Below are 14,444 nucleotides of genomic sequence, written 5' to 3'. Positions count from 1 at the left end.
GCCAAGGCCCGCGCACGGGCGCAGGCTAGCCTCGTCGGCGATGGCGTCGCTGACCCTGTCCAATCCCTGTCCTGTACGCCGGGACCTTCGTTTGCCAGCGCGGCAGGGGGGGGGCCCATGGCCCCGGATGCCCCCTCGGCCGCCGACAGGAGCCTACATGGACCAGATCACCGACCCGTCCCCGAATCGCCCCCGCAGCTACCGCTTCCATCAGGGGGACCGCGTGCTGCCCTTTGCACCGTCGGAATACGACGCCCGCCTCGCCGGTCTGCGGCGGATCATGGCGGAACAGGCACTTGATGCCGTTCTCTTCACCTCGATGCACAATATCGCCTATTACTCGGGCTTTCTGTATTGCGCCTTCGGGCGGCCCTACGGGCTGGTGGTGACGCAGACCGACAGCGTGACCATCTCGGCGGGCATCGACGCGGGCCAGCCGTGGCGGCGCTGCCACGGCGACAATATCACCTATACGGACTGGGAGCGGAACAATTACTGGCGCGCCGTCGCCTCTGTCGCGGGCGAAGGCCCGGCGGTCGGCTACGAGGGCGACCACCTGACGCTGGCGCAATCGGCGCTGCTGGACGCGTTCGTGAAACCCGCACGCCGCGTCGACATCGCCCCTGCCGCCATGCGGCAGAGAATGATGAAATCCCCCGCCGAGATCGCGCTGATCCGCGACGGTGCCGCCGTGGCGGACGTCGGCGGCCACGCCATCCGCGCCGCGATCCGCGAAGGGGTGCGGGAACTCGACGTCGCCATGGCGGGCCGCGACGCGATGGAGCTGGAGATCGCCCGCCGCTACCCCGACGCGGAATACCGCGACACATGGGTATGGTTCCAGTCCGGCATCAATACCGACGGCGCGCACAACCCGGTAACGGGCCGCATGCTTGAACGTGGCGATATCCTGTCGCTGAACTGCTTCCCGATGATCTCGGGCTATTACACCGCGCTGGAACGCACGCTGTTTGTCGCAGAGGTCGACGCGGCCTCGCTGAAGATCTGGGAGGCCAACGTCGCGGCGCATGAATACGGCATGTCGCTTCTGAAGCCCGGCGCCTCCTGCGCCGAGGTGACGGGGAAGATCAACACATTCCTCACAGAGCGTGACCTGCTGCAGTACCGCACCTTTGGCTACGGGCACAGCTTTGGCATCCTGTCGCATTACTACGGACGCGAGGCCGGACTGGAACTGCGCGAGGACATCGATACCGTGCTGGAACCGGGAATGGTGATCTCGATGGAGCCTATGCTGACCATTCCGGAGGGCCAGCCCGGAGCGGGCGGCTACAGGGAGCACGATATCCTCGTGATCACCGAAGAGGGGAACGAGACTATCACCCATTACCCCTACGGCCCGGCGTTCAACACGGTCGGATAGGTCGATACGGCGGGGGCATCCTTAGTCCCCGTCCACCCGCGCAATCACCTGGACCTCAAGGAAGGCAATCAGCGCCGCCTGCTCCGCCTCCGTCAGCGCGGCAAGGGCGGCGCGGCTTTCCGCGCCCTCGCCGCCATGCGCCATGCGCCATGATCGCCTCGCGCAGGCTCGTGGCGCGCCCGTCATGCAGCCACGGCCCGGTGGAACCGACCCCGGCAAGCGAGCGTGTCATCCACAAACGGTGCCGAATGCCCTGCGTGGCCTCCGGGCCGGCCGGCGCCTCGCCCATGTCATGACGGCGGAAATCGGTCCACCATGGCACCTGTACGGCGTCCCCCTCCTCTGCCAGCGGACCAAGGTGCCGCCCCTCGTGGCGGTTGTTCGGCTGGTCCCGCGTCAGGTCAAAGGAAATCGCCCGCGTCATGCCGCGTTCGGCCGGGATCGAGCCGTCTGGAAACCGCAGGTCGAAAACGCGGCTGGGTTCGCTGAACACCGGATCGTCCAGCGTGAGCACGGGCCGGTGCCCCCCTCCTCCGTGGTGGCGCGCGGCGGCGAAGCGCCAGGCCTGCACGCGCGGGGGCTGCCGTCCGGTTACAAGCGCCGTGGGGGTCGCTTTCACGGCGCTTGTAACCGGACGGCTCACCCGCCATCCTTTGCGCATGATCGCCGGTCTCTTGATCCCCGCTGCGGCGCTTGGCGCGCTTGCCATTCTCGTGACGCGCGGGGTGGAACGCGTCATGCCGGAAACGCTGGCGGGGCTTGTGCTGACCGCGCTGGTCGGGGCACTGCTGATGTGGCTGCTCTCTGCGGGGTTCTTCGCGCTGTGGTACGCGCTGAAGGCGCCGGGCGCTGCTTGGCTGATCGGCCAGACCGGGGCGCACCATTTCATGTTGCTGGGCGCACAGGCGGCCTTGATCTGGGGGCCGGTCCTCGTGCTGACGGTCAGCACCGCACCGCGTCGCTGGCGGACGAACACCTGGTAGACCGGGGCGCAGGCCCGCACGAACGCACTGGAGGCCCCATAAAACCCTGAATGGCTCCGCTCCACAGACGGACCGGAACGCCCGCGCGCCGTTTTGCCGTTGATTTTCGCCGCGCCCCGGTTCAGGTCATGACAAGGGAGACGGACATGCTGGCCTTTCTTCGGTTCTTTGTCATGGCCTTCGTGGTCGCGACCACGCTTTACGCGATCCTGTGGTTCCGCTACCGCGCCCTGCGCCGCCGCAAGATCCTGCAGGACTGGAAAGAGGACCATTCCGACCGCAACCTGAAGACCTTCATCGCCGAGGAAACCCGCCGCTGGGACCGCATCCGCCATCGCAACCTGATCGTCCTGCTCTACCTCTTGCCGACGGCGCTCGTGACCACCATCATCTACCTGACGAATTTCCACTGAAAGGCCCGCTAGACGCCATGACCATCGTGAAATGGACGCTCCGAGTGATCTTCTGGCTGCTTGTGCTGGCCTTCCTGCACTACACGCTGCCGCAGCACGACATCGCCCGCGTTACCGACACCTATGAAAAACGTATCGATCCCGGCGAGAACCGCTGGTTCTGGGCACAGGCCGACGTGGGCACGGACGGGACGGTGCCGAACCGGGACGTGTTCTTTATCCAGACGCAGCGGCGCAACGGATCGACCATGGTCTACCGCAACGAGGACACCGGCTGGGGCTGGCCGCCTTACTTCAAGTTCGACACGGCCAACCTGCAAGCAGAGGCGGCGGACCTGAAGTCGACCTCCGACAATCCGCGCTGGGTGGCGATCCGCCATTACGGCTGGCGCAACCAGTTCATGACGATCTTCCCCAACGCGGTCGGCCTGAAAGAAGTCGAAGGCCCGGACGTGGTCATCATCCCGTGGCTGAACATCGCCATTCTCGTGGTGCTTGCCGCGCTCTGGTGGGCGATCCGCGTGCGGTGGAATCGGTTCTGGGCGGCGCGCATCAGTCCCATGCTGGAAGACGCGGGAGACCGGATGCATTCGGGCGGGGATCGCATCCGCGGGCTGTTCCGCTAACGGATCAGCCGAAGGCCTGCGGGGGTCTGGCTCCCGCTCCCGTCCTGCTCGGGGCGCACCTCCGGTGTGCGCCAAGTCGAACTTTCAGCCCGAACCTTAAGCCCGAACCTTCAGACCGATCCCGTGGCCAGCAGGATCTGCCGCCAGATGGCGGGCGTATCGATCAGCGTCCATTCGCGATACAGCCCGCGCGGACCAAACGCCGCTTGCGTGATCCCCATCACCAGCACTTCGGTTCCCGTGGGCGCCCCGAACAGGCCGAACCCGTCGTGCCGCCCCTTCAGCACCCAACGCAGCGACGCGCGCGGGCTTTCGGGCTTTTCCTCGTTGCCGACGGCGTGCTGCACGGTGAATTTCGCGGTGGGGAAGGACGCGCGCAACCCGGTCCAGAACGCCTCTGCCGCGCGGTGCCCGGTTTGCGGGGCGCCGCCCGGATAGGCCAGTTCCGCCGCTTCGTCGTAGGCGCGCGCGACGATCGCCACCTCGCCCGCCATGATCCGGTGCAGGATGTCGCCCAGCGTGGCCGCCCATGGGTTCTCTGACGGTTTGCCCTCCATCCGGGGCGGCAAGTCTGTGTCGGGCGAAAGCGGCAGCACGCAGGCCTCCGGCCCGCCCTCGGCCCGAATGCTGGCGCGGGTCCAGCTTTCGGCATCATGGCCCAGTGCCTGTGCGATGGCCTGCCGATCGGTGATGCGCCAGATCTCTGCCACTTCGTTGGTGCGGCACCAGCTGTCAGTCAGAACGCGAAAGCCCATCGGCTTCTGTGTCGGCGCGCCATAAAGACCGGGGCCGGTGTGGGTGGCGGCGACCCAGTGGCGTTCGGCTGCGGTAAAGGACTTGTAGCCGGTCTGAACGGTCTGCAGGTCCTCGGACAGCACCGCCATGTCCGGGAAGGCGGACAGGCGGGCCTGCGCTTCGGCCACCAGCGCGGAGCGGCCTTTCAGCAGGCCTTCGGGCGCGCGCAGCACCACGTCCTCCGCATGAGTGGCGCGAATCCGGTCCAGCCGCCGCCCTTCCCATGTTTCACGGGTCACGGTGGTTATGAAATGCGCAGCGTCGCGCCAGCGCTCTTCGAATCCCGGCAGAAAGGGCATGTCTCAGGTCCTTTGGCTCTTGCCGTAGTACAGGCTCATGACGTGTTCCGCTTCGGCGAAGAACAACCATCGCGCCGTGATCCCCCCTGCCACATGCGACAGCAGGGCAACAAGTCCCAAGCTGTGGTGAAAGGGCAAAAGCAGCAGAAGCGCCGGCAGGAGCGCCCCGAGGGCGAGTGCGATGAGGCGCAGCTTTTCTGCGTGGCGGCGGGCCACGGAAAAGGCCATCTCGCGCGTGAGGTAGTTCGGTCCGGTGTGTGGCGGGGCAAAGGCGCGGGGACCGGGCAGGCCGGTGGCGGTGGAAAGCGTGGTGCCGGCGCGTGCGAGCCGCCGGTCGCCGTGGAGAAACACCGCCCCCTGCGCTGCGCCCGTGACGGTGAGCAGCACCAGCGCGGCCTCTACCCGCCCCGACAGCAGCGCGCCCCCGGTCACGGCGTATAGCAGGAACAACACCGGCGTCGACCAGTGATGCCAGCGCGGGACGGTCCTGAGTTGGGCATAGATCATCGACGTGGCGAAGACCGTGCCCAGCGCCAGCGCCGCCCCCAGCCAGCCCAGCGCGGGCAGGTGCAGGTCGAAGAACACCAGCCCGGCGGCATGAAACGCATTGACGGAAAGCGCCGCGACGGCGGCCCACGCCTCGCGCGACAGCCAGCTTGACCGCCACTGGGTGAACGCCTTCAGCGCGCGTTCCGGTCTTCCGAGGTGGCGGGTGGAAGCGCCGAGTCCAGCCAGCGCAAGTGCATAAGCGATGAGGTAGAAGGCTAGGCCCACCCAGCCGGACGGCGGCGTGGCGTCGATCCCCAGCCAGAACAGCAGGCCAAAGCCAAGGCCGGAGGCGACGGTAAAGGCGATGAGGGAGGGGGCCGGATGCATCTGTGTCCTTCTGGGGCGGGCGGGGAGCGGGGGCTGTCCTGCCCTGCGGTCGGTCCTGCGTCTGGTCAGAGTTTCGAAAGCGTCCGGTCGAGCCAGCCGAGGAAGCCGCGCGCGTCCTCCGCCACCGGCTCGAGGAAGGGGGCGAGCACATCAACCTCTTCGGTCCAGGTGTCGCGGGGGCGCGGGGGGAGGTACTTGTTGACCGGGCGGGTGCCCTGTTCGGGCATGAGGTCGAAGCCGCCCCGCTCTTCCACCAGCGCCGAGATGGCGGAGTTCGGGTCCGAGAGGTCGCCGAAGTGGCGGGCACCCGCCGGGCAGGTGCGGACGCAGGCGGGGATTCGATCCTCCTCGGGCAAGGTGGGATTGTCGATGCGGTCGACGCAGAGGGTGCATTTCTTCATCACCCCTTCGTCCGCGTCCAGTTCGCGCGCCCCGTAGGGGCAGGCCCATGCGCAGAGACCGCAACCGATGCAGTCGGTTTCGTTGACCAGCACGATGCCGTCGGCGGCGCGTTTGAAGCTGGCGCCGGTAGGGCAGACGGTGACGCAGGGGGCATCTTCGCAATGCAGGCAGCTCTTGGGGAAGTGGACCACCTGTGCGGGGCCATCGGCGGGCGTGACCTCGTAAGTGTGGATGCGGTTGAGGAAGGTGCCGGAGGGGTCGGCGCCATAGGGGTCCTGATCGGAGAGCGGCACGCCATGGCTCTGCGTGTTCCAGCCCTTGCAGGCCACCACGCAGGCATGACAGCCGACACAGGTATCAAGGTCGATGACGAGGCCGAGCCGGCGCTCGGTGAGTTTCGGCAGGCTGGTCATGGATGGGACCGAAGAAAGGGGGGCTCCGTCCCCAGCGGCCCTTGCCGCGCCCTGCGGGCGCTGCACCGCTGCGCGGACCGGTCCGCTTCCCCCCGGAGTATTCTGGCAAGAAACACGGGATCAGTCCTTTACCTGCCAGCGGAGGCTTTGCGGCGGCTCCGGGACCGGGCTGCGTTGCGCCGGCGGCGCGGGGTCGGGCGCGGCGGTTTTCTCGATCCGGACACGCAGGTCGAACCAGGCCGCCTGCCCCGTGACCGGGTCGGAGTTGGACCATCGCAACCCGTCGCCCTTTGGCGGCAGGAGTTCGTGGATCACATGGTTGAGCAGGAAGCCTTTCGTCGCCTCCGGCGCGCCGAGGGCAAGCGCCCAGGCGCCCGGACGCTTGCCGATGGCGTTCCACGTCCAGATGGTGTGGGGGTTCAGCGCGGCCATCTCCGCCACCGGCGCGGTGATCGACCCGTGCGGGGAGGTGACGCGGATCCAGTCGCCGTCGCTGAGGGCGTGCGCGCGCATCTGGGCGGTGGGAAGGTACATCGGGTTATGGCCGTGGATCTGCCGTAGCCAGGGGTTCTGAGCACCCCAGGAATGGTACATCGCCATGGGCCGCTGGGTGAGCGCGTGCAGGGGGTAGTCCCGCACGTCCAAGGCCGCTTGTTCGAAGGGCTCGTACCACGTAGCCAGCGGCGTCAGACTGTTGCGGATGCGGGCGCGCAGGTGGTCGGGCGGCTGGCGGGAGCCCTGTCCCTCGGCGGCCAGCTGGAAGCGTCTGAGCGGTTCGAGGTACAGCGTGAACCGGTAGGGCGCGGGTTTCTCGCACAGCCCCTTGGCCACGGCCCAGTCCTGATACGCGGCGTTCCATGGCTTGAAGTAGCGCGCTTCGGGCAGGACGTGCATGGTACAGAAGCCGCCGTTGGCGATGTATCGCTGCACCTGTTCGGGGTTGGGCGCGCCGCGACCGTGGTCTTCGCCCGAAGCGCCCAGCCGCCAGCCCGCCAGCGGTCCCACACCGGGGCGGCGTTCGTGGCGTGTCATGTAATCCGCGTAATCGGCGTATTCCGGGGTGCCGTCGTCGCCCACCATTCCCGGCAGGCCCAGCCGCGCGCCGAGGTCCAGCAGCACCGACTGGAAACCGCGCACGTCGCGGTCGGGTCCGACCACCGGCCAGCGGATCGCGTCGGCGGCCGCATCGGGTTCGGAGATCGGGCGGTCCAGCAGCGAGATGCAGTCGTGCCGTTCGAGGTAGGTGGTGTCCGGCAGGATCAGGTCGGCGTAGGCCACCATCTCGGACGAATAGGCGTCCGAGTAGATGATGCGCGGAATGACGTAATCGCCGCTCTCGTCGGTGCGGGTCAGCATCTCCATCACGCCGCGCGTGTTCATAGACGAATTCCACGCCATGTTCGCCATGTAGAGGAAGAGCGTATCGATGCGGTAGGGATCGCCGTTTACGGCATTGGAGATCACCATGTGCATCAGCCCGTGCGCCGACAGTGGGTTTTCCCAGGTAAAAGCCTTGTCGATGCGGAGCGCCCGGCCTGCGTCGTCCAGCGCGAGATCCTCCGGCCCCAGCGGGTAGCCCAGGTGCGGGCCGGCGAGCGGCTGACCGGGGATGGCCTGCGCGTGCGGTTTCGGATGGGCGTGGGCGGGTTTCGGATAGGGTGGCTTGAACCGCATCCCGCCGGGGGTTTCCACCGCGCCCAGAAGGATCTGCAGCGTGTGCAGCGCGCGCGCCGTCTGGAAACCGTTGGAATGGGCAGAAATCCCGCGCATGGCGTGGAAGGCGATGCCGCGACCCTTCATCGTGTGGTGCCGCGTGCCGTGCACGTCTGTCCAGGGCTGGTCGATCACCACGGGGTCGTCGAAGGCGCGGGCGATCTGCGCGGCCAGCGCGCGGATCTGGGCCGCAGGGACACCGCAACGCTCCGCCACCGCTTCGGGGGCATGGTCGGGGGCAAGCCAGGTCTCCGCCATGCGATGCAGAACGGTCACGTGGGTTACCCCGGCGATCCGCACCTGCCCGCCGGGGTCGGGGACGGCGCCGGGCGTGTCCTGCGGCGCTGGCCTGCCGGTGCAGCGGTCGAGCACCTGCACCCGCCCCGCCTCGTCACGCAGGTAGAGGCCGTGGGTGGGTGACTTCGGGTCGCAGTCCAGCAGCGTGGCGGCGTCCGTGTAGCGGGTGAGGTAGTCGAGGTCGATCTTGCCTGCCTTCATCAGGCAATGGATCAACGACAGGATCAGCAGCCCGTCGGTGCCCGGCGTGATGCCCACCCATTCGTCCGCCACGGCGTTGTAGCCCGTGCGCACCGGGTTCACGCCGATGACCTTCACGCCGCGCGCCTTCAACCGGGCGATGCCCATCTTGATCGGGTTGGAATCGTGGTCCTCCGCCACGCCGAACAGGATGAAAAGCTTTGCGTGCTCCCAGTCGGGGGAACCGAACTCCCAGAAGGCGCCGCCCATGGTGTAGATGCCCGCCGCCGCCATGTTGACCGAACAGAAACCGCCATGCGCGGCGAAGTTGGGGGTGCCGAATTGCTGTGCCCACCAGCCGGTGAAACTTTGCGACTGGTCGCGGCCGGTGAAGAAGGCGAGCTTTTGCGGGGCTTCGTCGCGCAGCGGTTTCAGCCATGCGGTCGCGGTGTCCAGCGCCTCCTCCCAGCTGATTTCCTCGAACTCGCCGGAGCCGCGCGGGCCTGTGCGGCGCAGGGGCGCGCGCAAGCGGGCGGGGGAATTGTGCTGCATGATGCCCGCGCTTCCCTTTGCGCAGAGCACGCCCTTGTTCACCGGGTGATCGCGGTTGCCCTCGATATAGGCGACCTTCCCCCGCCTCAGGTGAACGTTGATACCACAGCGGCAGGCGCACATGTAGCAGGTGGTCTGCCGGACCTCGTCCGAGACCTGCGGGGTCGTATCAACCCTTGGCTCTCCCATGGGCACTCCCTCTGGCGATTGCAGCATTGGTGCATCAATTCCGCCGCGCCGCAAGGGTTTGGAGGATCGTTCCGAAAAATCCGGAACTTCTGGACGGATCGCCCGATCTGGTGCCATTGCGCGGAACGATGCCCCCGCCGCTGGCGCTGGCGCGCTTGATCTTCGTACGCGGGCTTCGCAAGCTTGCCGCAGGAGAGAGGGGCAGGGTCATGGCGCGGCACTCATCGACGGTTCTGGAACGGGCTTTTGCCACGGCGCGGGCGCGGCGGGCGCGCGTGGTCTTTCCGGAAATCGAGGCGCCCCGCGTGGCAGAGGCCTGCGCCCGGCTGGCGGCGGAGGGGCTGTGTACGCCGATCCCGCTGGTGCAGCCTTCGGAGGGGCAACTGGCCGCGCTGACCGAGGCGCGTCGCGTCGGCGAAGGCGTGGCGCGGCGGATGCTGGCCCGACCGCTGATCCGCGCCGCCGCCATGGTAGCCGCAGGCGAGGCCGATGCCATGGTCGCGGGCGCCGAAAGCCCGACGCGGCGGGTCATCGAGGCGGCCGCTCTCGCCATCGGGCCGGCAGAGGGCGTCACCCTGCCATCGAGCTTTTTCCTGATGCTGTTTCCCGACGGGCGAGAGCTGATCTTTGCCGATTGCGCGGTGAATGTCGCGCCCGACGCCGCAGCACTGGCGGATATCGCGCGCGCCTCCGCCGCCTCTGCCCGCGCGCTGCTGGGGGAGGCGCGGGTCGCGCTCCTTAGCTTTTCCACCGGGGACAGCGGCGCGGGCGCATCGGTGGAAATGGTGCGCGACGCGGCCCGGCGCACGGGCTTTGCGGGGCCGGTGCAGGCGGATGCGGCGCTGAACCCGGACGTGGCGGCGCGCAAGGGCATGGGCGGGGGTGGCGGTGCCAACTGCCTGATCTTCCCATCGCTCGACGCAGGCAACATCGCCTACAAGCTGGTGCGGGAACTGGCCGGGGCGCAAGCGATCGGGCCGCTCTTGCAGGGTTTCCGCCGCCCGGTCTGCGACCTCAGCCGGGGCGCGAGCGTCGATGACATCGTCAAGGCGACCGCGCTTTGTATCGCGATGGGTTGAGAACCCGCGATTTTCCACAAGAAACCGGCCCCTCCCCCTGCGCGCCGAGACCGGCGGATCAGGCCCCCTGCGGGCGCATGTCGGCGGGGTCGATCCCCGCAATCACCACCGGCTTTTTCATGGCGTCGCGGCGGAAGGGTTCGCCCAGTTCCTGATTGATCATGACCTCGACGAGGGTGGTGATGCCATTCTCCATCTGGTCGATGATGGCCTGCCGCAGCGCCTGTTCCAACGCGTCCATGGTACGGGCCTGCACGCCCTTCAGCCCGCAGGCCTGCGCGATCCCGGCATAGCTGACCTGCTCATCAAGCTCTGTGCCAACAAAGTTGTCGTCGTACCATAGAGTCGAGTTCCGCTTTTCCGCGCCCCACTGATAGTTGCGAAACACCACCTGGGTGATGGCGGGCCATTCCTTGCGCCCGATGGCGGTCAGTTCCGTGACGGCGATGCCAAAGGCCCCGTCCCCGGAAAAGCCCACCACAGGCACATCCGGGCAGGCGATCTTGGCCCCGATGATGGCGGGCAAGCCATAGCCACAGGGTCCGAAGAGGCCGGGGGCGAGGTATTTCCGCCCGGCCTCGAACGAGGGATAGGCGTTGCCGATGGCGCAGTTGTTGCCGATGTCACTGCTGATGATCGCCTCGCGCGGCAGGCCGCTCTGGATTGCGCGCCATGCCATTCGGGGGCTCATCCAGTCGGGCCGGGCCGCGCGGGCGCGTTGATTCCACGTTGTGCCGGGGTCGTCGTCTTCGTGGTCCATGCCCGACAGTTGCTGTGCCCAGCGGCTTTTGGTTTCGGCCACACGGGCCATGCGGGCGTCGCGGCCTTCGTCGCCCGCCGTGTCCGACAATTGCGCCATGATCCCGCGCGCCACCTTGGCCGCGTCACCGACGATGCCGACGGAGATCGCCTTGGTCAGCCCGATGCGGTCGGGATTGAGGTCGACCTGGATGATCCGGGCGTCCTTCGGCCAGTAGTCGATGCCGTAGCCCGGCAGGGTCGAGAAAGGGTTCAGCCGCGTGCCCAGCGCCAGCACCACGTCGGCGTCGCGGATCAGCTCCATCGCCGCCTTCGATCCGTTGTAACCCAGCGGCCCGGCGAACAGCGGATGCGAGCCGGGGAAGGCATCGTTGTGCTGGTAGCCGACGCAGACCGGCGCCCCGAGCCGTTCTGCCAGCATCATGGAGGCCGCGATACCGCCCCGGCTGAGAACCACGCCCGCGCCATTCAGGATCACGGGTGCCTTCGCCCGCGACAGAAGCCGCGCGGCCTCCGCCACCGCGCTCTCGCCGCCGGAGGGCCGTTCAAAGGCGATGGGGTCGGGAATCCCGATATCGACCACCTGCGTCCAGAAATCGCGCGGGACGTTGATCTGGGCGGGGGCGCTGGCCTGCCTTGCCTTGGCGATGACCCGCGTCAGGACTTCTGCCATGCGGGAAGGGTCGCGGACCTCCTCCTGCCAGGCCACCATGTCGCGGAAAAGCGCCATCTGCTCGACCTCCTGGAACCCGCCCTGCCCGATCGTCTTGTTCGCGGCCTGAGGGGTGACCAGCAGCAGAGGTGTGTGATTCCAGTATGCGGTCTTGACCGCCGTGACGAAATTGGTGATGCCGGGCCCGTTCTGCGCGATCATCATGCACATCCGGCCCGAGGCGCGGGTGAAGCCATCGGCCATCATCCCCCCCGAGCCTTCGTGCGCGCAGTCCCAGAAGGTGATGCCCGCCTGCGGAAACAGGTCGGAAATCGGCATGAAGGCGGAGCCGATGATGCCAAAGGCGTGCTCGATCCCGTGGCGTTGCAGCACCTTCACAAAGGCTTCTTCGGTGGTCATCTGCATGGGCGCGCTCCGCAAGGCCGGTATGGCCGGTCACGGAGCAGTCTAAGGAGCGCCCCGTGCCCCGGATAGGGCCAGATCGGGGCGCCGCTTAGGTCCAGACTAGAGCCGTGCCAGAAGCTCGCCTTTCTTGTCGCGGAACTCGTCCTCCGTCAGGATTCCAAGCTCGCGCAGCTTGCCCAGCCGTTCCAGCGTGGCGAGAATCTCATGGGCGGTCCGCGCGGGGCCTTCGACCTGCGGCACCTCTGCCGGGGTGCCGACCGGAGTGTTGACCGGGCTGGGGTCGGGTTCGCCGGGGGCGATGCGGGTACCGGCGCCATGCGGGGTGACGCCGGGATCGCCGTCCTCCGGTGGAACCACAAGCCTGTCATCCTCCGCAGGCTTCGTGACGGGGTCGCGGTCACGCTCGGGGTGTTCCGGCGCACGCAACTCCGGGCCATCGCCCGCGACGACCTCCAGCTTCGACAGGTCGACCTCTCCGAATTGCGAGGTAAAGCGCCAGCCGCCGTTGTCCTGACTGACTCCGCCGATCTCGTGGCGGCCGGTATCATAAAGCGTGATGCGCCCCGCCAGCATGACCGCCAGCCGCTGCTTTTGCGGAAACACCGCGTAGGCCAGGTCGTTCTGCCGTCCCTGCGCCGAGGGATGGCCCAGATCCTCGGGCCACCAGCCAAAACCCATGACCATTTCCTGCCCGCGGCCCATGGCCATGCCGCCTCCAAGCCCCATCGACTGCCCTTGTGATTGGCCGTGCGATTGACCCTGCGACTGGTACTGGCCGCTCGCCATGGCCTGCGCGGCACGCGCGGGCTTGAACAGGGCGGCGCTTCCGCCAGCCTGCGCGATGTCATCGCACAGCGCGGAAACCCGTGCCTGAAGGCCGCTGTTGAACATGTCGCCGACCATGGTCATGCCGCCGCGCGACCATTGCCCCATGCCGCCAAGCTCTCCGATGTCGAATTGCGCCTGCGTGCCGCCGCCCCGAACGATGGCCTCCATCAGGGCGCGGACGGTCTGCTCCGTCACCCCGTGCCGCTCGCAGATCGCGGCAAGCGCCGCCTGCCCGTGTTCCGTCAGTTCCGCCATGATCCGCCCTTTTCGGCTGCCCGCGTCTTATGCCTATACCTAGCCCTTGGCGGCTGCCTCACAACCCCCGCGCACGCTGTGCCGCCACCGCCGTTTCGAGGTAGGCAACGCTCCGCCGGGCCCATGCGTCCCAGTTCAGCCGTTCCTCGAAAACTGCGCGTGTGGATCGCGACAGCCGCCGGTAGGCGGAAGGGTCGGCCCGGTAACGCCGGACAATCGCGGCGAAGTCGTCCGCGGTCGCGCCTGGTGGCAGTGCATGGCCGTTGCGTCCCTCGATCACCGGCACGCCCCCGATGCTCAGGCAAAGCGAGGGCACGCCCCAGGCCGAAGCCTCGCAAAAGGCGAAGCCGTAGGATTCGCGCGACGGCTGGACGAGGAAATGCGCCCGAGCCAGCGCCGCCTCGAACAGGCCCAGCTCCTCTGGAACGGATTTGTCCAGCTGGCGGTGCACGGTGACATGCGCGGACCTGTGCATCCTTGGGGGCGTGCAGCCGATCACCGTCAACCGCGCGTCGACGCCCTGCGCTCGCAGCGCCTGGAACGTGGCGAAGGCAAGCGGCCCGCCCTTGGCAAACCAGTCGCGCCCGATGACCAGCAGGTTCACCGGCCCCTCGGAGTCGAGCCGCAGCCATTCCGGGTCCGGCGGCGGCGGCGGGGCCATGTTGGCGCCCCATTCCACCACTTGCCCGACGCCGGCGGGCATCCCGTAGCGCGCATCCACAAGGCCGCGCAGCCATTCCGACGGCCAGAGCGCGACGTCCAGCCGCCGCAGCACCGCGCGCTCCTGCCGTTCGACCCAGCCGTCCAGCATCCGGCCCAGCGCACGGCCGTTGTAGGCGCCGCCGATCGCGCTTTCGCGGTAGACGGTCTGCACCGCGTCGGAGGTGAAGGCGGTCACCATGCCCTCGGGCACCGCCAGGTGCGAAAGCGCGTGCAGCGCGTAGGCGCCGAACAGAACATCGTGCCCCGGCAACGCTTGTTCGACCCGCCGCGCGGTGATCCGGCCCAAAGCGTAATGCGCCCGCCAGCGCAGCCGCATGTTGACCCCGACCGGGGTGTGCAGAATCGCGCGGCGCAAAGGCTCCGCCGTGCCCCAGTCACGCGGCATGACGGTGATGTCATCGACATGGTGGCCCAGCGCGTCGAACATACGCGCCAGCCCGCCCGAGTAGATGTTGCGGTCGCGCGGGTCCATATCGCTGAGAAAGGCGAGGCGCAGGCCGGTCATGAAAAGCCCTTTGGTAGAATTCCTTAGGGTCATGCAAAGATTTTCCGGCAAAAGAAAGGCCGCGCGCGCCGAAATCCGCAACGATCCGCCAGTTG

13 protein-coding genes are annotated in these 14,444 nt (G+C 67.8%); 5 read left to right on the top strand and 8 right to left on the bottom strand.

Annotation, left to right across the window (positions count from 1 at the left end):
* Positions 1–157: 157 nt before the first annotated feature.
* On the top strand, positions 158–1,384 hold the full coding sequence (locus J5474_RS17930) for an aminopeptidase P family protein (protein WP_209362595.1): 1,227 nt from the start codon (positions 158–160) through the stop codon (positions 1,382–1,384).
* Positions 1,385–1,439: 55 nt separating this feature from the next.
* On the opposite strand, the gene J5474_RS23165 is transcribed toward J5474_RS17930, so the two are convergent.
* Entirely contained in the window at positions 1,440–2,027 is a 588-nt protein-coding gene (locus J5474_RS23165; protein WP_209362592.1) for a di-heme oxidoredictase family protein, read from the bottom strand.
* A 16-nt stretch (positions 2,028–2,043) separates the two neighbouring features.
* On the opposite strand from J5474_RS23165, the gene J5474_RS17920 reads away from it, so the two are divergent.
* From J5474_RS17920 to J5474_RS17910, 3 genes are all read left to right on the top strand, one after another.
* Positions 2,044–2,367: a hypothetical protein gene (locus tag J5474_RS17920; protein WP_209362590.1), complete on the top strand. Its 324-nt coding sequence runs from the start codon at positions 2,044–2,046 to the stop codon at positions 2,365–2,367.
* 146 nt (positions 2,368–2,513) lie between these two features.
* Positions 2,514–2,780, top strand: coding sequence for a hypothetical protein (locus J5474_RS17915; RefSeq protein WP_209362588.1), 267 nt, complete (start codon positions 2,514–2,516; stop codon positions 2,778–2,780).
* 17 nt (positions 2,781–2,797) lie between these two features.
* The gene (locus J5474_RS17910) at positions 2,798–3,406 is read left to right on the top strand and encodes a DUF1523 family protein (protein ID WP_209362586.1); all 609 of its coding nucleotides are present in this window, start codon (positions 2,798–2,800) and stop codon (positions 3,404–3,406) included.
* Between the two features lie 110 nt (positions 3,407–3,516).
* Here J5474_RS17910 and J5474_RS17905 read toward each other — a convergent pair whose 3' ends face one another.
* From J5474_RS17905 to J5474_RS17890, 4 genes are all read right to left on the bottom strand, one after another.
* Positions 3,517–4,500: a nuclear transport factor 2 family protein gene (locus J5474_RS17905; RefSeq protein ID WP_209362584.1), complete on the bottom strand. Its 984-nt coding sequence runs from the start codon at positions 4,498–4,500 to the stop codon at positions 3,517–3,519.
* 3 nt (positions 4,501–4,503) lie between these two features.
* The gene (locus J5474_RS17900) at positions 4,504–5,376 is read right to left on the bottom strand and encodes a dimethyl sulfoxide reductase anchor subunit family protein (RefSeq protein ID WP_209362582.1); all 873 of its coding nucleotides are present in this window, start codon (positions 5,374–5,376) and stop codon (positions 4,504–4,506) included.
* A 65-nt stretch (positions 5,377–5,441) separates the two neighbouring features.
* Positions 5,442–6,191, bottom strand: coding sequence for a 4Fe-4S dicluster domain-containing protein (locus J5474_RS17895; protein WP_209362581.1), 750 nt, complete (start codon positions 6,189–6,191; stop codon positions 5,442–5,444).
* A gap of 120 nt (positions 6,192–6,311) precedes the next feature.
* Complete coding sequence (locus J5474_RS17890) at positions 6,312–9,122, bottom strand: molybdopterin oxidoreductase family protein (RefSeq protein WP_245216558.1); 2,811 nt, start codon at positions 9,120–9,122, stop codon at positions 6,312–6,314.
* Positions 9,123–9,331: 209 nt separating this feature from the next.
* On the opposite strand from J5474_RS17890, the gene J5474_RS17885 reads away from it, so the two are divergent.
* Complete coding sequence (locus J5474_RS17885; RefSeq protein WP_209362580.1) at positions 9,332–10,201, top strand: phosphate acyltransferase; 870 nt, start codon at positions 9,332–9,334, stop codon at positions 10,199–10,201.
* 58 nt (positions 10,202–10,259) lie between these two features.
* On the opposite strand, the gene xsc is transcribed toward J5474_RS17885, so the two are convergent.
* From xsc to J5474_RS17870, 3 genes are all read right to left on the bottom strand, one after another.
* Positions 10,260–12,038, bottom strand: coding sequence for a sulfoacetaldehyde acetyltransferase (gene xsc / locus J5474_RS17880; RefSeq protein WP_209362579.1), 1,779 nt, complete (start codon positions 12,036–12,038; stop codon positions 10,260–10,262).
* A gap of 99 nt (positions 12,039–12,137) precedes the next feature.
* A complete protein-coding gene (locus tag J5474_RS17875; protein WP_209362578.1) occupies positions 12,138–13,121 on the bottom strand; it encodes an SHOCT domain-containing protein in 984 nt (327 codons plus the stop codon).
* Positions 13,122–13,179: 58 nt separating this feature from the next.
* Positions 13,180–14,382: a glycosyltransferase family 4 protein gene (locus J5474_RS17870; RefSeq protein ID WP_245216557.1), complete on the bottom strand. Its 1,203-nt coding sequence runs from the start codon at positions 14,380–14,382 to the stop codon at positions 13,180–13,182.
* Positions 14,383–14,444: the final 62 nt, after the last annotated feature.

Origin of the sequence: Sagittula salina (genome assembly GCF_017813235.1) — a bacterium.
In the GTDB taxonomy this organism is placed as follows: domain Bacteria; phylum Pseudomonadota; class Alphaproteobacteria; order Rhodobacterales; family Rhodobacteraceae; genus Sagittula; species Sagittula salina.
This window is presented reverse-complemented; position numbering and strand designations above follow the sequence as displayed.